A 17,387-nucleotide genomic window follows, 5' to 3' on the forward strand; every position below is an offset into this window, starting at 1 on the left:
CCAATCAGCAGGATTGCGTGGTACTGAGGCACAAGCCCCATCTGATCTCCCCCCTTGAGGGGGAGATGTCCGGCAGGACAGAGGGGGGTAAACCCCACACTCTACCTATCGATATCACCCCCACCACCGATAAAAATGATGCACCGGCCCCCGCCCATGTCCAATGGCAAGCCCCCGTCCGGCATCGAGCGCCCCGTTCAGATAATCCTTCGCAAGCCCGACCGCTTCCCGAAATTCGTGCCCCATCGCAAGATGCGCCGTAATCGCAGCCGCCAGCGTGCAGCCGGTGCCGTGGTCGTTTTTCGTCTCCACCCTCGGCGCAGAAAGTGCCTGCATGGTCCCGTCCGCAAACAGATAATCCGTGCTTTCCGGCCCGTCGCCATGGCCGCCCTTGATGAGCACGGCCTTCGCACCGGCCTTCAGGATCAGCTCGGCCTGGCGGGTAATCTCCCGCTCCGTCTCCGCCATCGGCGTGCCGGTCAGCAGCGCCGCTTCCGGCAGGTTCGGCGTCACGATGGCAGCGAGTGGCAACAGGTCGCGCCGCAGGGTCTCGATGGCATCTTCATGCAGCAGCCGGTCGCCCGACGTCGCCACCATGACCGGATCGAGCACCACCGGCTGCGATTGCTGCCGAAGCCGTTCTGCGATGGCTGCGATGGTTTCGATCCGCGAGACCATGCCGATCTTCACGGCATTGACCGCGAGATCGGAAAAAACCGCATCCATCTGCGCGACGATGGTAGCGACCGAAATATCCTCCACGGCAGTCACGCCCCTGGTGTTCTGGGCGGTGATGGCGGTGATGACGCTGGCGGCATAGGCGCCGAGTGCGGAAAAGGTCTTGATGTCGGCCTGGATACCCGCGCCGCCGCCGCTGTCGGAGCCGGCAATGGTCAATGCAATGGCTGTCATGGCTGTCTCGCTTTCAGCGCCGCGTCAATTGTGGAGCGGAAATCCCTGGTTGCGCTGGCGATATCGGCTGCGCGGAAAATTGCGGAAATGACGGCGACCCCATCCGCGCCGGCGGTGACGACGGCGGGTACGCGGGCAAGATCAATGCCGGCGATCGCACCCACCGGCATATCCGGCCGCCACTCCTGCAACAGGGCGCGCAGCGTCATAAAGCCATCGATGCCGACCGGCTTGTCCGGGTTGACCTTGGAAACGGTCTCGAACACGCCGCCGATGCAGGCATAGTCGGCGGGCATGGAGGCCGCCCGTTCGGCATCGGCGCGGTTCTTGACGGTAAGGCCGATAATTGCCTTTTGCCCGAGAATACGCCTTGCGGTCTTTGCATCCATGTCGTCGGCACCGAGATGCACCCCATCAGCCCCCGCAGCCAGCGCCACATCCACCCGGTCGTTGATGACCAGCGGCACGCCAGTGCCAGCGATGGCCTCGCGAATGGCACGGGCATTTTCGATCATCTCCCGCGTCGAGCCATGCTTGTCGCGATATTGCAGGATCGTTGCCCCGTTGAGCGCGGCCGCCAGAGCAAGCTCCGGCAACGGCGCGACATCGGCAAGACTGGTATCGACCAGCGCATTAAGGCGGTAATCAACCTTGTTCATGCTCAATCCTCGCGTGATTTATGATGTCCTCACCGGAGATTTCGGAAAGAGCATCCAGAAATGCCGGTTCGAACGTACCGGGGCCTTTGGCCTGTTTCGCGGCGAGCTCGGCGGAAACGCCTGTCACCGCAAGGGCGGAAGCCGCTGCCGTCAACGCGTCTTTTTCCACTGCCATGAAGGCGGCGATGACACCGCCCGAAAGGCAGCCCGTGCCGGTCACCTTCGCCATCCACGGGTGACCATTGACGATCCTGACATTGCGCGTCGTGTCGCGGAGATGATCCACCGGTCCGGTCTCGATCCGCACCGCGCCCGACACATCGCCGATCAGGCTCATTTCTGCGCGGTTGCCTCGGACGATGGTGGGCGAATGGGCGATAAGTTCCCGGGCGAAATCCAGCCGCGAGGGTGAATAGTCGACATGCACGGGGTCGACGATCCACGGCTTGCCGGATGCATTGGCGATCTCGATCGCCAGCCGGATGACCTTGCGTCGTTCGGCGTCCAGCGTGCCGAGATTGACGGTCAGTGCATCCGCCTTGGTGACGAAGCTTTCGATCTCTTCCAGCGAGGTGGTCATCGAGGGAATGCCGCCGACGACGGTGATGCCGTCGGCGGTGAATTTCTGCACCACGGTGTTCATCAGGCAATGCACGCGCGGACGCGTCTGCCGCACGCGTTCCAGAATCTCGGCGGCTTTTGCCGCTGTCGGAAAATTGCCGGTCATGGCTGTTGCAGCTCCACGGCGATATCGTCTGCTGCCGGCGCCAGCTTGATCAGCTGCATCTCCTGCATGAAGGCGCCGAAACGAGCGTAACGGGTGCGGTCAAGTGCGGCGGGGCGCTTGGCGAAACGTGGCAGCGTGTCGAAAAAGGCCTGTTTGTTCAGGGCATCGTCAAGGTTCGGATAGGCCTTGATGAAAAGCTGCCAGGCATCCTGCGGATGGTTGGTGATAAAGATCGCGGCTTGCTCCACGGCGGAGAGGAAACGCGGCAGACGGCTGTCCTTTGCGAGATCACGATGGGTGACGAAGATCAGCTCGTCATAGGCCGGTACGCCATGTTCTTCGGGGAAGAAGGAGCGGCCCTCATGTCCTTCGAGTTTCATCTGAGTCAGTTCGAAATTGCGAAAACCGCCGAGCGTGGCATCCACCTTGCCGGCGATCAGGGAAGGCGACAGCGAGAAATTGACGTTGACCAGCTCGACGTCGTCCTTCGTCAGCCCGTCCTTCTCCAGCATGCGCTTCAGCATCGCATCCTCGAAACCGGAAACGGAAAAACCGACCTTCTTGCCCTTCAGATCTTTCAGGCTCTTGATCGGCCCATCCGCGAGAACCGTGACGGTGTTGAGCGGGGTTTCGACCAGTGTGCCGAAACGCACGAGCGGCAGGCCGGCTTCGTGGTCGAGATAGAGGTTCGGCTGGTAATGCACGCCGATATCGGCCTGTTTTGCCGAGACGAGGCGCGGCACCGTGGAAGGGTCAGCCGGAGGAACCAGCTCCACTTCCAGTCCCGCATCGGCAAACAGGCCGCGTTCCTTGGCGATCACCATCGGTGCATGATCGGGGTTCACGAACCATTCGAGCAATACGGTCAGCTTGTCGGCCGCCTGGGATTGCATGGGCGCAAGCACGCTTGCCGCTGCGATGGCGAGGGAAAGAAGCGTTCGTTTCATGGTCCCGAAAGTCTCCGTAAATATCTGAAAGGAATGATGTGTTCTGTTTCTTTGGCCCAGGGGGCGAGATTGGCCGTCGCCCCGTCAACGATGAGCCGGAGCAGCAAGGCCATGACGGCGAGAATGGCCATGGCGGCGAACATGGTGTCGGTCTGCATGCGGGCATTGGACTGGATCATCACGAAGCCGAGCCCGGCCGATGCGCCCACCCATTCGCCGATGACGGCCCCGAGCGGGGCAAGCGGCGCAGCCACCCTCAAGCCCGAAATCAGTGAGGGGAGCGCCAGCGGCACGCGCAACCGGGTGAGGATCTGCCAATGGCTCGCCTCCGTCAGCGAGGCGGCGTCGAGGATGGCGCGATCCGTGCGGTTGAGGCCGTCGGTGAAAGAGGAGGCGACGGGGAAGAAAATGATGATTGCCGTCATGACCACTTTCGAGGCCATGCCGAAGCCGAACCAGAGGACGAGAATGGGGGCGAGCACGAAGACCGGAAAGGCCTGCAACACCAGAACCATTGGCCAGACGAGGCGGCCAAGACGCGGGATGGCGGCCGTCGTGAAGGCAACGAGAATACCGGCGGCAATGCCCGCGGCAAGCCCGAGCGTCATTTCGCCGAACGTCACCATGGCCTGGCCGAACAGGAAACCCGGCTGGCGCAGGAAGGCGGCGGCGACATCGGCGGGCGACGGCAGGATATAGCGAGGCGGCGAAAACAGCGACGTTCCCGCCTGCCAGAGAAGGAGCAGAAGACCGACACCGTTCAACGCATGGGTGGCACGCATGAGCCGGGCCTCAGATGCAGATGCACCATGTGCGAAGGGCAGAAGGTTTCAGCATCATCGGTCGTCTCCAGATGTGGCAATCACGGAGATCAGGCATAGCGGAGAAGAGAAAGGGCAGCGCCTCCAAGGCGCGACAGTTCCGTTCCTACGCCGGCATGACCCGGATCAGGTTCAAGGGTCCGGCTCATCGCCATCTCAGCACCGTGCGGTGCTCCCCTCGGAAGAGCTTGTTTTGTAGGTCAAGTTTTAAAAATGTCAACGGTCTCTACCAACCGGTGATCGGTACCCCGCCGTTATGCGGCCGGGAGAAATATAGTTATTAGATATATCGAATTTATCGACAATTAGTTATATCAATAAACTATATTGCAACGTCGTTCGAGTAACTAAGCCCGCATTCAGAGAAGCTCGGAGACTAACTTGAAAAGCATCTGGCGGGACAAGTCCGGAAATTTTGCCATTCTCAGCGCCTTGTTGATCATACCGCTCATCGGATCCGCCGGTGTTGCGCTCGACATAACACGCGGCCTCAGCGTCAAGTCCGATTTGCAGATGGCGGCCGATTCCGCTGCTCTGGCGGTGGTTGCCGATAGTTCGGCAAGCGCCCAGGCTGCAAAACGGATGGCGAGCAATGGCGTCATTGCCGTCGGCGAAGAAGAAGCCGCCGCTTTCTTCCATGGCAATCAGCGGGGCAACCGAGACTATCAGCTATTGTCTCTCGATATATCTGTCATCAAGCGCGGGACCATCATCGAGTCTTCGGTCAATTTTACGGCCTCAGTGAATACGACGCTTTCCAGAGTTCTCGGAAAGGACTTCCTGACGGTCTCGGGGAGTGCAACCGCCAAATACGAGACGGAAACCTTTACCGATTTTTACCTCGTTCTCGACAACTCGCCTTCCATGGGCGTGGGCGCCACGCCCGCCGATGTCGCGGTGATGGAAAAGACGATAGGATGCGCTTTCGCTTGCCATCTCACAACGAAAGACGGCGCGTCAGACCCGACCAGCACCTATTTCAGGATCAAGAATAAAGACGCCGATGCCAAGGGTCGCATAAACGCGACCACGCGCATCGACGTGGTTGCCAAGGCAACCGCGAGTTTGATGGATACGGCCGCTGCCACGCGCAAGAGCTATGATCAATATCGTATTGCCGTCTACACTTTTGGGAAAACGGCAGTCGATGTTGCGTCAGGCGGGGATTTGCTCGAAGTTGTGCCGCGGACTTCGGATTTGCAGGAGGCCAAGAAGAAGATTGCCGAAATCGAACTCATGTCGGTTCCTTCCCATATGTATAAGAACGATCAGCACACCGATTTCGACCGGGCGCTTACCAAGATCGAGAAAAAGATGGGAAATTCGGGCAGCGGCGCCAGTTCCGCCAGCCCGGAAAAAATAGTGTTTTTCGTCTCTGACGGTGTTGCCGACAGCTACAAGCCAAATAACTGCACAAAACAAACGACGCAGGGCGGGCGTTGCCAGGAGCCGATCGACACAAGGCTCTGCACCAAGCTCAAGGAAAAGGGCTTCCGTATCGCCGTGCTTTATACGACCTACCTGCCGCTATCGGGCAATGGCTGGTACAGGCTCTGGATACAACCGTTCCAGACGGAAATCAGTTCGCGCATGCAGGCCTGCGCTTCTCCGGGGCTGTTCTTTGAAGTCAGCCCTTCGCAGGGCATCAGCGATGCGATGTCGGCCCTTTTCAAAAAGGCAATCAGCACGCCGCGCCTGACGAGTTGAATGGCCGCGCGTCCGATGCCGGGCTGCTGTTCAACACGCTGTCCATCGCGCCTGTCGGTGTGACGGAAAACGCTTTTGAGTGCAATATTAGTTATTCCGGAAATTAGATTTATCGAAAATTAGTTATTCCTTGAAACTGCCTTTCAATAATCTTTGGCTAAGTCTCGCCTCCAGCAGGGTTCCGGGGGCGAATTTGAAAAATATCTGGCAGGATGAATCAGGGAATTTTGGCATTCTCAGCGCCTTGTTGATGGTGCCGTTGATCGGAGTGGCCGGCGTGGCCCTGGATGTGACACACGGCATGGCCGTGAAGTCCGATTTGCAAATGGCGGCCGATGCGGCGGCCCTCGCGGTGGTGGCGGATACGTCGGCGAGCGTCAAGGCCGCAAAAGAAATGTCGGGAGATGGCGTCATCAGCCTTGGCAGTAGCGAGGCCTCGGCTTTCTTCGAAGGCAATCAACGCGCCAATGCCGACTACAAGCTTCTGTCGCTCGATATATCGGTGATCAAGCACGGTAATGTCATCGAGTCTTCCGTCAGTTTCACGGCTTCCGTCGGCACGACGCTTTCGCAGGTTCTCGCGAAGGATCTCATCACTGTTTCGGGCAAGGCGACCGCCAAATACGAGACGGAAACCTTCAGTGATTTTTATGTCCTTCTGGATAACACGCCCTCGATGGGTGTCGGCGCCACCCCCGCCGATGTTGCCACCATGGTTGCGAATACCAGCGACAAATGCGCTTTCGCCTGTCACATCGTGAAAAACGGGGTGGTGGACACGGGCAGCTATTATTACAGGGCCAAAAGCCTTGGGGTCACGACGCGCATCAATGTGGTCGCGCAGGCCACGGCAAGCCTGATGGACACGGCAAAGGCCACGCGGAAGAGCAGCAATCAATATCGCATGGCGGTCTATACCTTCGGGGAGAAGGCGGAAGACACCAAGCTGCTCGAAGTTGTTCCCCTGACGTCGGATCTGGCGACCGCTAAGAAAAAGGCGGGCGAAGTCGACCTGATGTCCATTCCCTATCAGGGATATAATAACGACCAGCAGACCGATTTCGACCGGGCTTTGATCCAGATAGGCGACAAGATCGGCAGTTCGGGGACAGGCGCGAGTTCGGCGAGCCCGGACAAGATCATTTTCTTCGTTTCGGATGGTGTCGGTGATAGCTACAAGCCGTCCACATGCACCAAAAAAACGACAAGCGGCCGCTGTCAGGAGCCGATCGATATCAAATATTGCACGAAGCTGAAGGAAAAGGGTTTCCGGATCGCGGTGCTCTACACCACCTATCTGCCGCTGCCGACCAACGACTGGTATAATAGCTGGATCAAGCCTTTCCAGTCGGAAATCGGCGCACGTATGCAGACATGCGCTTCACCCGGCCTGTTCTTCGAGGTCAGCCCGTCGCAGGGCATCAGCGACGCGATGTCGGCGCTTTTCAAAAAGGCCATTACATCGCCCCGTCTGACAGGCTGAGCGCGGCGTTTCCACTGGAATCCGCGCAGCCTTCTTCAACCGATGGTGCGAAGCTGTTCAAACAGCGGCACATGGAGGCTATCGGCACGGTAAAAGACCGCCGGCTGACCGAGCGGAGCTTCGACGATGATTTCGCGCCCGCCGGAATGGCGTGCGCCACTCCACAGATGCACCCATTCGCCGTCGCCGGGAAGATAGAGCGCACGTTGCGTTTCGCTCGCCTTCCAGACGGGGGCAACCAGCATGTCGGCACCGTAGAGATAGCAATCCTGAATGGCGTAGGTCTGAGGTTCATCCTCATAATGCAGGAAAAGCGGGCGCTGTACCGGCAGGCCCGTCTTTGCGGCCTCGGCGGAAAGTAACTTCAGATAGGGGGCGAGCGCCACATAGATCGCCGTCATGCGGGCAAAATGGGAAAGAACCGTTTCATCCTGATCGATCTGCAGATTGTCACGCGGCCGGTTGCCCTCATGGGTGCGCATGACCGGGGTGAAGGCGGCCATCTCCGTCCAGCGCATGATGAGTTCCGCCGTTCGGACATTGCCGAACAGGCTGGTGTAACCGCCAATGTCTGAGTGATGATAGGCATTGCCCATGAGGCCTGAGGAAAGCGCGCCGCAGATGACGGTGACAAGGCCGTCATGACGGGAGAAGTCGACAGACTGGTCACCGCCCCAGATCAGCGGGCAATGAGCCTGCACGCCGGTGAAACCTGCGCGCATGAAGAACAGTGCTTCACCGGTCTTGCCGCGACTTTCGACGCCCTTCGCATTGACCTCCGCCCAGAGCGTGGGCCAGGCATTGTGCATCAGCTTGGCATCGACCGCGTTCGACAGCTTGATATCGATCGGCAGATATTCGCCGAAATCGGCCATCCAGCCGGAAAGGCCGAAATCCAGCATGTTTTTGCCAATGATCTCTTCGGCGAACCAGTCGGCGGCGGCCGAATTGGTGAAGTCGACCACGCCGCAATCGAACTCGCCGAAGTCCACCAACGCCGTCTTGCCCTCGGCGTCGGTGGCGAAATAACCGGCCGCTTCAGCGACGGGAAAGAGCGGTCCGTCGACGCAGAGATAGGGGTTCACATAACCCAGGAAACGAATGCCCTGGTCGGCAAGTTCGGCGATCTTCTGGCGCAGATGCGGATAGCGCGTGTCATTCGCCTGCCAGTCCCAGAAAAGGCGGGCGCCAAAAGAAGTCTGACGAAGCCCCACCCAGTCCTCGCACCACAGGCCGGACACCTTCGTTCCGGCCGCGCGGATTTTTTCCAGCCGCGTGAAAGAGTTGGCGCCGTCCTTTAACCCGATGATCGCGCCATTATAGACCCAATCAGGCAATTCCGGCTGGCGTCCGAACCGCAGCGACAGGGCCGAGACGATATCGGTGAAACTGTCACCGGCGAAAAATTCGATCTTTTCGGGGATGGCCCAGATTTCGATCTCGTGGAAATCGCCATTGCGGAAATCGAAGACCGAATAGGCGGTCGTTTCCACATGCAGCGCGTATTTGCGCGAGGAGAGCCAGGTCGGCTGCGGATAGTTGGTGTTGTAATAATCACCGCCCGCCTTGCCGCTGACATCGGATTTGAAGGTTATCTCGGTGGTCTTGTCGCGACCGACCCCGGGCTCGGAGGTCCAGAGCGGGAAACGCCGGCCGCGCATGTCGAAATAGGACATCTGCTCGCCGCCGCCCCAGACATGCTCGTCCGTTTCCGCGACGATACGCAGCCAGAGGCGGTTGATTGTCTCGTCCAGCGCCGTCAGTCGGACAGTGTTGCCATCGAGCGTCAGGCGAAGGCGCGGTGCCTGTCCCGGTGCGGATGAGAGCGTGACGCTGTTATCGCTGACCTCGGCATGGCGCAGGGCGGTGCGCTCGATGACATAGTCCTCGATATCGAAATTGCCGCGATACATATCCATCCGCTCTTTCCCGAAGCCGGCGAAGAAGGCCGGACTTTCAGGCGAGTGGGAAAGGAGTGTGCGGTTGCCGATCGTGAGCGTGAAGCCGTCTTGGGTCGTTTCGAAATGCATGACTTAACCTTTTAGCCCTTGAGACCACCGGCGGTGAGGCCTGAGACAACCCGTTCCTGGAAGATGACGATCAGGATCGCAACCGGTACGATGCCGACCACCAGCGCTGCCGAAATCACCGGCCAGGGGAAAGCGAACTCACCCTGATAAAGCTGGATGCCGACGGGCAGGGTGCGCAGTGCCGGGTTGGAATTGAAGGAGAGCGCCAGCAGGAACTCATCCCAGGCATTCACGAAGGCAAGAATGCCGGCGGTGAAGACACCCGGCGCGCAAAGCGGCACAACCACCTTGAACAGCGCGCCGATGCGGGTGCAGCCATCGATCATGGCGGCGTTTTCGAGATCGCGCGGGATGCTCTCGAAGAAGGAGACTAGCATCAGCGTGCAGACCGGCAGCGACAGCACCGTGTAGGGCAGGATCAGCGCCGTCCAGCTGTTGAGCAGGTTCAAGGCACGCATGATTTCGAACAGCGGCACCAGAAGCGTGACAAGCGGGAAGGTGGAAACGGCGATGATGAGCGACAGGATCAGCGCCCGGTATTTGAGGTTGAGCCGCGCAAGCGCGTAAGCCGCGAGCACCGAAATCAGGATGGTGAGCGCAGTGGAAAGCAGAGCCACCATGAAGCTGTTGAACAGAAAAAGGTGCAGCGGCTGATCGGAAAAGGCCTGCATGTAGTTGGCGAGCGTCGGCGCGTGCGGAAACCAGGTGATCGGTTTGACCGTTAGTTCCGCTTCCGTTTTCAGCGAAGTGAAGAGAATCCAGATCGCGGGGAAGAGGCCATTCACCAGAAGAATGGAGGCAGCGATGAAGCGCAGTGGCTTGCCGGAGAAGACGGAGGACAGACCGGAGGAGGTGGCAACGGTGCTCATGGCTTTAGTCCTTCGTCCTGATAATGCGGAGGTAAACGGCGGTAACGCACATCGAAAGCGCAAACATCATGACCGCCAGCGCCGAGCCGTAACCGAGATCGAGGAAGGAGACGGTGTTCTGGTGGATATACATGGCAAGCGTGGTGGTGGATGTGCCGGGGCCGCCGCCGGTCATCATGTAGGGAATATCAAAGGTTTGCAGCGCCGTGATCGTGCGGAAGATGAGGGCGACGACGATCGAGGGCTTCAGCAGCGGCAGGGTGATCTCGAAGAACTGCCTGATCTTGCCGGCGCCATCCACATCCGCTGCCTCATAGAGCGAGCGCGGAATGGTCTGAAGACCGGCAAGGATCATCAGCGCCATGAAGGAGGAGGTCTTCCAGATGATCGTCAGGCAGATGGCCGCAAAGGCCCAGCTCGGCGAGTTGAACCAGATGATGCCTTCAAATCCCAGGCGGTTCAGCACATCGTTGACCACGCCATATTCGTAATGGAAGAACCACGCGAAGATGAGGCCGGCAAAGGAGAGCGGCAGCGCCCAGGGAATGAGAAGCGAAAGCCGCATCGGCCACTGCATGGAGAAAGGCAGGTTGGCGAGCAGCGCGAGGCCAAGGCCCATGAAGAGCGCGCCGGGCACCGTGATCAGCGTGATGAGAACCGTATTCCAGGTCGTTTCCCAGAAGATCGGATCATCGAACATCGCCGTGTAATTTTCAAAGCCGATAAATTCCGCCGGCAGGCCTGAGGTCAGCGAAAGGCTGAAGAAGCTCGTGTAGACAAGTCTTGCCACCGGATAAACGATGATGAGCGACAGCAGGATCGCGGCCGGCGCGAGCAGAAGCACGGCCAGTGACCGGTCGCCGAGATCGAGCCACCGCGTCCAGCGCGGCTGCGGTTTCTCGTCCACCCGAACCATGGTTCTTTCCGGCATTGTCACCTCTGCCACTCCCGCAACTGGATTCACGTCATCGTCTCCCGATCGGACCGGTTTATGTCCGGCCCGTTTATCGCGCCGTTCAGGCGGCTTTATTCCTGTCAGTCGAAACGGCCGGAAAGGGCATGGCACGCATGCCGCCTTCCGGCTCAAAGCTTAGCGCAGAACGCGCCGCAGACGGCTTTCCATCTGTTTTGCGCCATCCTCCGGCGTCATCACGCCGGCAAGCACGCCGTTGACGGTGGTGCGGATCGTTTCGCTGACCTCGTTGTAACGCGGTGTCACGGGGCGGGCCTTCGCCGTTTCAACGACGGGCAGGGCATCCGCGAACCACGGGATGGTCTTGGTCACATCCGCATCCTTGTAGAGTGCGGCATAGGTGGGCAGAAGCGCTGCGTTGATGGCCATGAACTTCGAAACATCCTGACCGGAGAGATATTCGACAAGCTTCTTGGCTTCATCCTGCTGCTTGGAATAGGCGGAGATGCCGAATTCCCAGCCGCCGAGGCAGGTCGTCTGCTCGCCACCCTTGACGGCCGGCAGGCGGGCGACGCCGACCTTGTCGTTCACCTGCGATTCCTTGCCCTGGAAATGGGTCCAGGCGTAGGACCAGTTGACGGCGAAGAGCACCTTGCCGGCCTGGAATTCCTTGCGGGTGTCGTCGGTCGCGACTTCCGAAATGTTCTTCTTGGAAATACCTTCGTCGACAAAGCTCTTCCAGAGCTTCAGGGAATCCACCGCAGCCTTGTTGTCGAAATTCAGCTTGCCGTTTTCAACCAGAGACTTGCCTTCGCTCCAATAGGGCAGGAGGAAGGTGCAGACCGCGCCTTCGATCGCCTTGCCCTGGAAGGACAGGCCCTGAAGTTCGGGGTTCTTCTCACCTTCCATCACCTTCTTGGAGGCTTCCTTCAGCTCATCCCAGGTGGTCGGCGGCTTGATACCGTATTTGTCGAGCAGGTCCTTGCGGTAATAGAGGAACATGGAGTCGGCGAAGGCGGGCAGCGCCACGATCTTGCCATCCACCGTGTTGGCTTCGGCATAGGTCGGCAGGTAGGCCGACATGTCCTTGCCGGAAAAATCGCTGGTCCAGCCGGCGGTGGCGAATTGTGCGGGACGGATGACGTCGAGCATCAGCACGTCGAGGCTCGAATCCTTGGCCGACATGACGGTGTTGAGATATTGCGCCTGCATTTCCGAGGTGTTGCCGCCGGTCTCGATGACCACCTTCACGCCCGGCGTCTTTGCCTCATATTGGTCCAGCGCCTTGCGCCAGACATCAGGCTGATGCTGGCTGGAAACGAAAATCTTCAGTTCGGCATCGGCAAAGGCCTGTCCCGAAAAGGCAAGCATGGTTGCGCAGAGTGCGGCACCCATCAGGGCTTTGCCCCGGATAGCTTTGAATGTCATGAGTTCCTCCCGTTATTAAACCCTTGGCCGAAGCGTTTTTCGCCCGGCAATCAGTGGATAGAGCGTTCCGTCGTCGCGTCGAAAAGATGGACCTTGGATGGATCGACGCCGATCCGCAGTTCCTCGTTCGGGGTTGGCCGAAGCTGCGGCGGCATCCGCGCGGTCAGCGCCGCATCGCCGAGGCTGAAATGGACGAGTGTGTCCGAACCCAGCGGCTCCACCACCTGCACCTTCACGGCAAGCTGGCTGTCGAAGCCCTCGGCAGGACCGAAATGTTCCGGACGAATGCCAACGATGACTTCGCGGCCTTCGAGCCCCGTTTCGCGCGATGGCCGGATGGCCGCCATCTGCAGTGAATTGCCGTCGGAGAATGTCAACCGGTCGCCGTTCACCTTGGCGCGGGCAAAATTCATGGCGGGCGCACCGACGAAACCGCCGACGAAGACACTTTCAGGGCGGTTGTAGACCTCATCCGGCGTGCCGACCTGCTCGATATCACCGCCGCGCAGGATGACGATGCGGTCGGCGAGCGTCATGGCCTCTACCTGGTCATGGGTGACGTAGATGATGGTGGTGCCGAGTTGCTGGTGCAGGCGCTTGATTTCCGTGCGCACCTGTCCGCGCAGCTTGGCGTCGAGGTTGGAAAGCGGCTCGTCGAACAGGAAGACCTGCGGGCGGCGCACGATGGCGCGTCCCATGGCCACACGCTGACGCTGGCCGCCGGAAAGCTGGCCGGGCCGCCGGTCGAGAAGATGCTCGATGCCGAGCATCTTCGCCGCTTCATCGATGCTGGCATTGGCCTGGGAGGCGCTGACGCCGCGTACCTTCAGGCTGAAACCCATGTTCTCACGCACCGTCTTGTGCGGATAAAGCGCATAGTCCTGAAACACCATGGCGATGTCGCGTTCGCGCGGCGGGAGCTTGTTGACAACGCGGTCGCCGATCTTCACCTCGCCGCCGGTAATGCTCTCCAGCCCCGCGACCATGCGCAGCGTCGTGGATTTGCCGCAGCCGGAAGGGCCGACGAACACGACGAATTCGCCATCGTTGATTTCAAGGTCTATGCCCTTGACGATGCGAAGCGCACCGTAACTCTTGTCCAGCTTGCGCAGGCTGACCGAAGCCATATTTTCCTCCTCACGACCGGCGCGCCCGAATTTTGAATGGACGCAATAGCCGGTATCAACCTTCAAGTTCCCCGTATCGCATCTTCGAAAATCGATCCCGATTGTCCGGCGATATCGTGGGATGGCAAAACGCCTGTCTCCCTGAGGTCGTGATATTACCTTTCATAAAAAGGAAATCAATAGTGTATCAATTTTATTTCTGACAGAAATCAAAAACTACTAAGTCATTGATTCGAAGAAATATAACTGCAAAACTACCTGCTGAGCAGGCAACGGCTTGCTTGCCTCCCGTCAAATTCCTTCACCCATGTAGATCACGCGAAATTTGCGCAATCTCAACGTATGCGAGAAACGTAGCGCGCGACGGTATGGTCGAACCAGGTCCATGAAACTTCAGCCACCGCGCCGTCCTGCGCCTGGCTGAGGCGCAACACCCGGGGCACAGACACGCCCGGCTTCTGGCCGAAAACCTCAGGCGCCCATTCGGGCACTTCACCCAGATCGACGCGGTCTTCGGCCTTCGATATCCAGAGATTGAGGCGGGTACGGTAATAAAGATAAAGCGATTCCGACATGTTCTCGATGGCGATCGCATCGACATAGGAACCGTCCAGCCAGATTTCCTCTATGGCCGCCGGTTTTCCGGCGATGCGGCGAAGGCGGCGAATCCTGTGTCCCTCAGTCGATGTGCCGAAGGCGGGCAGGTCGGCTGGCTTGGCAAGGCGCGCCACATCCAGAACCTCCGCCGTTGGCAGGCCGCCGCCCTCGATCAGTTCAAGCCGGAAGAAGGCGTAGACGCTCTGCGGGTCACTGACCGCGCGGATGTAATTGCCTGACCCTTGCACGCGCTCGAGAAGGCCGCGCTCCTGCAATTCGGCAAGCGCCTTGCGCAGCGTACCGACGGCAATGCCGAGATCGGCCGCCATATCGCGCTCAGGCGCTAGCTTTTCGCCGTCGATCAATCGGCCGGCAGCCACCTCGCGCACCAGCATTTCGGCGATCTGCATATACATGGGCAGGCTGCCGCCAGTGTGTTTCATGATGCCGTTTCCTCCCCGAAACAAAAATTGATACATCATTGATTTACATATTTCTTGATGTTATGCAAGAAAAACGAGAGCGGCCTTGAGGAGGAATTGCATGACCGTCGTACCCGTTACATCCGCTGATCTCGATGCTGCCGAGGTCTCCTGGTTTTCCGCTTTGTGTTCCGATGACTACGCCTATCTCGGCGTGCCGGATGGCAGCTTGCGTTCCAGCTTCGAACATTGCTCCGATATCGTCAAAAAAGCAGAGGAACTCGGTTTCCGCAACATTCTCTGCCCTTCGTCCTATCAGGTCGGACAGGACACGCTGAGCTTCGTTGCCGGCTGCGCGCCGATCAGCGACCGCATCAATTTCCTCGCGGCAATTCGCTGCGGCGAGATGCAGCCGATCATGCTGGCGCGGACCGTGGCAACGCTCGACCATATGCTGAAGGGCCGCCTGACGCTTAACGTCATCAGCTCGGATTTTCCCGGCGAAGTTGCCGACAGCGCCTTCCGTTACAAGCGCAGCCACGAGGTCGTCGAGATTTTGCGTCAGGCTTGGACGCGGGATACCATCGACCATGACGGTGAAATCTACCAGTTCAAGGGCGTCTCCACCGAACCCGCAAGACCGTACCAGCAGAATGGTGGCCCGCTTCTCTATTTCGGCGGTTATTCTCCCGATGCGCTGGAACTCTGCGGTGCACAATGCGACGTCTATCTGATGTGGCCGGAGACGAAGGACCAGCTGGCAGACCGCATGCGCGCCGCCAATGAGCGCGCCGCCGCTCATGGCCGCACGCTGGATTATGGTCTGCGCGTTCACATGGTGGTGCGCGATACCGAAAAGGAAGCCCGCGAGTATGCCGACCATCTGGTGTCGAAGCTCGATGACGAATATGGCCAGCTGATCCGCAACCGCGCCCATGACAGCGGCTCGCTCGGCGTCTCGCATCAGGCACGGGCCCGCGAACTCGCCGACAAGTTCGGTTATGTCGAGCCCAATCTGTGGACCGGCATCGGCCGGGCCCGCTCCGGCTGTGGTGCGGCGCTGGTCGGCTCCACGGATCAGGTCCTTTCGGCGTTGGAGGAATATCAGAAGATGGGTATCCGCGCCTTCATACTCTCCGGTTATCCGCATCTTGACGAGGCGGAACATTTCGGCACCAAGGTTCTGCCGCAGATGAAAACCTGCTCCCTGCCGCATGCTTACGGCCGGGTACCTTCTGAAATGCCAGCCACGCCGCTCGGCAACGGGGAACGCCACTGATGGAACGTATCGCTCTTTCTGACAAACTCGAACTCAGCCGCATCGTTTATGGTATGTGGCGCATCGGTGACGATACCGACACCTCGCCCGCCCACGTGCAGGCGAAGATCGAGGCCTGCCTCGCGCAGGGCATCACCACCATGGATCAGGCCGATATTTACGGCGGATACACGGCGGAAGCCATTCTCGGCGATGGCCTGAAGGCGACCCCCGGACTGCGCGACAAGATCGAAATCGTCACCAAATGTGGCATCGTTGCACCGGCCGGCCGTCACTCCGCCGCCCGCGTCAAGCATTACGATACGACGGCTGGCCACATCAATGCTTCGGTTGAGGCATCGCTGCGCGACATGGGAACGGATCACGTCGATCTGCTGCTCATTCACCGCCCGGACCCACTGATCGACGCGGAAGAAACCGGCAAGGCGCTCGATGCGCTGGTGGCTTCCGGCAAGGCCAAGGCTGTTGGCGTCTCGAACTTCCGTCCATGGGATTTTTCGCTGCTGCAATCGGCAATGAGCAACCGGCTCGTGACGAACCAGATCGAAATGAGCCTTCTTGCCACCGATTGCTTCACCAATGGCGATCTGGCCTTCCTGCAGGAAAAGCGCGTCTCGCCCATGGCATGGTCGCCGCTCGGCGGTGGCTCGCTGTTCTCCGGCGCGCATGGCGGCACCATGGCTGCCCTGCAGCGCATCGGCAAGGAACAGGGCGTCGATGCAACGGCTGTTGCGATCGCCTGGCTGCTGCGTCATCCGGCAAAGATCGTGCCGGTACTGGGCACCAACAATATCGAGCGTATCAGAACCGCTGCCGATGCGCTTCGCGTGACGATGGACCGCCAGACCTGGTTCGAACTCTACACCCTTGCGATTGGAAAAGAGGTGCCGTGATGACAGTGGCAGAGGCGATGAAAATGCCCAATGAGCATGTATTCGTTCCTGGCGGCGAAAACAGCCGCAGCTTTCGCGATGCGCTTGGCGCTTTCACCACTGGTGTCACGGTGGTGACCGCCACGACGCCGAACGGTCCTATCGGCATGACGGTCAACAGTTTCGCGTCCGTTTCTCTCGATCCGCCGCTGGTCCTGTGGTCACCGGCGAAAAGCTCGTCCCGTTATTCAGCTTTCAGTGATGCGACCCATTTCGCCATTCATGTGCTGAGCGCCGATCAGGACGTTTTGAGCGCCCGCTTCACCCGCAATGGCCGTGCCTTTGATGATCTGGACTGGGAAATCAACGACGAAGGTGTGCCGGTTATTCCCGGAACGCTCGCCCGTTTCGAATGCCGCCGGGCTGCGGCCCATGATGCGGGCGACCACACCATCATCGTTGGCGAGGTGCTGCGTGCCGCCCATCGCGATGGTGATCCGCTGTGCTTTTCGGGCGGGGCCTTCGGCCGGTTCTCCCGGCAATAGGCAGGGGTGGTCCTTTCTGCCGTTGCGGTAAAATATCTACTGGAAATGC

16 protein-coding genes and 1 riboswitch are annotated in these 17,387 nt (G+C 59.5%); of the genes, 5 read left to right on the plus strand and 11 right to left on the minus strand.

Translation table 11 applies throughout. The features are described 5' to 3' along the window. Window positions 1–114: 114 nt before the first annotated feature. From thiD to O3S81_RS10395, 5 genes are read right to left on the minus strand one after another with little or no spacing between them, the layout of a single operon-like run. Window positions 115–912: a bifunctional hydroxymethylpyrimidine kinase/phosphomethylpyrimidine kinase gene (thiD, locus tag O3S81_RS10375; RefSeq protein WP_269342906.1), complete on the minus strand. Its 798-nt coding sequence runs from the start codon at window positions 910–912 to the stop codon at window positions 115–117. Beyond that, window positions 909–1,571, minus strand: a complete 663-nt coding sequence (gene thiE, locus O3S81_RS10380) for a thiamine phosphate synthase (protein ID WP_269342907.1) — start codon at window positions 1,569–1,571, stop codon at window positions 909–911. Before thiE ends, thiD begins: the two co-directional genes overlap by 4 nt. Next, the gene (locus tag O3S81_RS10385) at window positions 1,558–2,298 is read right to left on the minus strand and encodes a hydroxyethylthiazole kinase (RefSeq protein WP_269342908.1); all 741 of its coding nucleotides are present in this window, start codon (window positions 2,296–2,298) and stop codon (window positions 1,558–1,560) included. The genes thiE and O3S81_RS10385 overlap by 14 nt, the downstream gene beginning before the upstream one ends. Continuing rightward, window positions 2,295–3,245 (minus strand): ABC transporter substrate-binding protein, encoded by a 951-nt coding sequence (locus O3S81_RS10390; protein ID WP_269342909.1) that lies wholly within the window; start codon window positions 3,243–3,245, stop codon window positions 2,295–2,297. Before O3S81_RS10390 ends, O3S81_RS10385 begins: the two co-directional genes overlap by 4 nt. After that, window positions 3,242–4,027 carry an ABC transporter permease gene (locus O3S81_RS10395; protein ID WP_269342911.1) on the minus strand — a complete coding sequence of 262 codons (786 nt, stop codon included), beginning with the start codon at window positions 4,025–4,027 and terminating at the stop codon, window positions 3,242–3,244. The genes O3S81_RS10390 and O3S81_RS10395 overlap by 4 nt, the downstream gene beginning before the upstream one ends. 125 nt (window positions 4,028–4,152) lie before the next feature. Continuing rightward, window positions 4,153–4,255, minus strand: a riboswitch (TPP riboswitch). A 192-nt stretch (window positions 4,256–4,447) separates the two neighbouring features. Between O3S81_RS10395 and O3S81_RS10400 the strand changes: the two genes are divergently transcribed. Beyond that, window positions 4,448–5,773 carry a TadE/TadG family type IV pilus assembly protein gene (locus tag O3S81_RS10400; RefSeq protein ID WP_269342913.1) on the plus strand — a complete coding sequence of 442 codons (1,326 nt, stop codon included), beginning with the start codon at window positions 4,448–4,450 and terminating at the stop codon, window positions 5,771–5,773. Between the two features lie 193 nt (window positions 5,774–5,966). Further along, window positions 5,967–7,256, plus strand: coding sequence for a pilus assembly protein TadG-related protein (locus O3S81_RS10405; protein WP_269342915.1), 1,290 nt, complete (start codon window positions 5,967–5,969; stop codon window positions 7,254–7,256). 35 nt (window positions 7,257–7,291) lie between these two features. On the opposite strand, the gene O3S81_RS10410 is transcribed toward O3S81_RS10405, so the two are convergent. From O3S81_RS10410 to O3S81_RS10435, 6 genes are all read right to left on the minus strand, one after another. Then, complete coding sequence (locus O3S81_RS10410; RefSeq protein ID WP_269342916.1) at window positions 7,292–9,286, minus strand: alpha-glucosidase; 1,995 nt, start codon at window positions 9,284–9,286, stop codon at window positions 7,292–7,294. Between the two features lie 11 nt (window positions 9,287–9,297). Further along, window positions 9,298–10,155 carry a carbohydrate ABC transporter permease gene (locus O3S81_RS10415; RefSeq protein ID WP_269342918.1) on the minus strand — a complete coding sequence of 286 codons (858 nt, stop codon included), beginning with the start codon at window positions 10,153–10,155 and terminating at the stop codon, window positions 9,298–9,300. A 4-nt stretch (window positions 10,156–10,159) separates the two neighbouring features. Further along, the gene (locus O3S81_RS10420; RefSeq protein WP_269343500.1) at window positions 10,160–11,071 is read right to left on the minus strand and encodes a carbohydrate ABC transporter permease; all 912 of its coding nucleotides are present in this window, start codon (window positions 11,069–11,071) and stop codon (window positions 10,160–10,162) included. Between the two features lie 174 nt (window positions 11,072–11,245). Next, window positions 11,246–12,496 carry an ABC transporter substrate-binding protein gene (locus O3S81_RS10425; RefSeq protein ID WP_269342919.1) on the minus strand — a complete coding sequence of 417 codons (1,251 nt, stop codon included), beginning with the start codon at window positions 12,494–12,496 and terminating at the stop codon, window positions 11,246–11,248. 50 nt (window positions 12,497–12,546) lie between these two features. Then, window positions 12,547–13,623: an ABC transporter ATP-binding protein gene (locus tag O3S81_RS10430; RefSeq protein WP_269342921.1), complete on the minus strand. Its 1,077-nt coding sequence runs from the start codon at window positions 13,621–13,623 to the stop codon at window positions 12,547–12,549. A 335-nt stretch (window positions 13,624–13,958) separates the two neighbouring features. Then, window positions 13,959–14,663: a GntR family transcriptional regulator gene (locus tag O3S81_RS10435; RefSeq protein ID WP_269342923.1), complete on the minus strand. Its 705-nt coding sequence runs from the start codon at window positions 14,661–14,663 to the stop codon at window positions 13,959–13,961. Window positions 14,664–14,763: 100 nt separating this feature from the next. On the opposite strand from O3S81_RS10435, the gene O3S81_RS10440 reads away from it, so the two are divergent. The 3 genes from O3S81_RS10440 to O3S81_RS10450 are packed head-to-tail and all read left to right on the plus strand — an operon-like array spanning window position 14,764 to window position 17,338. Continuing rightward, the gene (locus O3S81_RS10440; protein ID WP_269342925.1) at window positions 14,764–15,921 is read left to right on the plus strand and encodes an LLM class flavin-dependent oxidoreductase; all 1,158 of its coding nucleotides are present in this window, start codon (window positions 14,764–14,766) and stop codon (window positions 15,919–15,921) included. Further along, window positions 15,921–16,814 carry an aldo/keto reductase gene (locus O3S81_RS10445; RefSeq protein WP_269342926.1) on the plus strand — a complete coding sequence of 298 codons (894 nt, stop codon included), beginning with the start codon at window positions 15,921–15,923 and terminating at the stop codon, window positions 16,812–16,814. The genes O3S81_RS10440 and O3S81_RS10445 overlap by 1 nt, the downstream gene beginning before the upstream one ends. Continuing rightward, complete coding sequence (locus O3S81_RS10450) at window positions 16,814–17,338, plus strand: flavin reductase family protein (RefSeq protein WP_269342928.1); 525 nt, start codon at window positions 16,814–16,816, stop codon at window positions 17,336–17,338. Before O3S81_RS10445 ends, O3S81_RS10450 begins: the two co-directional genes overlap by 1 nt. Window positions 17,339–17,387 lie beyond the last annotated feature (49 nt).

The sequence above is a fragment of the Agrobacterium sp. SOY23 genome, from assembly GCF_027212525.1.
Lineage (GTDB): Bacteria > Pseudomonadota > Alphaproteobacteria > Rhizobiales > Rhizobiaceae > Agrobacterium > Agrobacterium tumefaciens_I.

Excerpts from the sequence above, each read along its gene's own strand:
- O3S81_RS10420 (WP_269343500.1), bottom strand. The coding sequence starts at position 11,071 with ATGGTTCGGGTGGACGAGAAACCGCAGCCGCGCTGGACGCGGTGGCTC.
- O3S81_RS10415 (WP_269342918.1), bottom strand. The coding sequence starts at position 10,155 with ATGAGCACCGTTGCCACCTCCTCCGGTCTGTCCTCCGTCTTCTCCGGC.
- O3S81_RS10425 (WP_269342919.1), bottom strand. The coding sequence starts at position 12,496 with ATGACATTCAAAGCTATCCGGGGCAAAGCCCTGATGGGTGCCGCACTC.
- O3S81_RS10410 (WP_269342916.1), bottom strand. The coding sequence starts at position 9,286 with ATGCATTTCGAAACGACCCAAGACGGCTTCACGCTCACGATCGGCAAC.
- O3S81_RS10395 (WP_269342911.1), bottom strand. The coding sequence starts at position 4,027 with ATGCGTGCCACCCATGCGTTGAACGGTGTCGGTCTTCTGCTCCTTCTC.
- thiE (WP_269342907.1), bottom strand. The coding sequence starts at position 1,571 with ATGAACAAGGTTGATTACCGCCTTAATGCGCTGGTCGATACCAGTCTT.
- O3S81_RS10450 (WP_269342928.1), top strand. The coding sequence starts at position 16,814 with ATGACAGTGGCAGAGGCGATGAAAATGCCCAATGAGCATGTATTCGTT.
- O3S81_RS10440 (WP_269342925.1), top strand. The coding sequence starts at position 14,764 with ATGACCGTCGTACCCGTTACATCCGCTGATCTCGATGCTGCCGAGGTC.
- O3S81_RS10445 (WP_269342926.1), top strand. The coding sequence starts at position 15,921 with ATGGAACGTATCGCTCTTTCTGACAAACTCGAACTCAGCCGCATCGTT.
- O3S81_RS10430 (WP_269342921.1), bottom strand. The coding sequence starts at position 13,623 with ATGGCTTCGGTCAGCCTGCGCAAGCTGGACAAGAGTTACGGTGCGCTT.
- O3S81_RS10385 (WP_269342908.1), bottom strand. The coding sequence starts at position 2,298 with ATGACCGGCAATTTTCCGACAGCGGCAAAAGCCGCCGAGATTCTGGAA.
- O3S81_RS10435 (WP_269342923.1), bottom strand. The coding sequence starts at position 14,663 with ATGAAACACACTGGCGGCAGCCTGCCCATGTATATGCAGATCGCCGAA.
- O3S81_RS10390 (WP_269342909.1), bottom strand. The coding sequence starts at position 3,245 with ATGAAACGAACGCTTCTTTCCCTCGCCATCGCAGCGGCAAGCGTGCTT.
- thiD (WP_269342906.1), bottom strand. The coding sequence starts at position 912 with ATGACAGCCATTGCATTGACCATTGCCGGCTCCGACAGCGGCGGCGGC.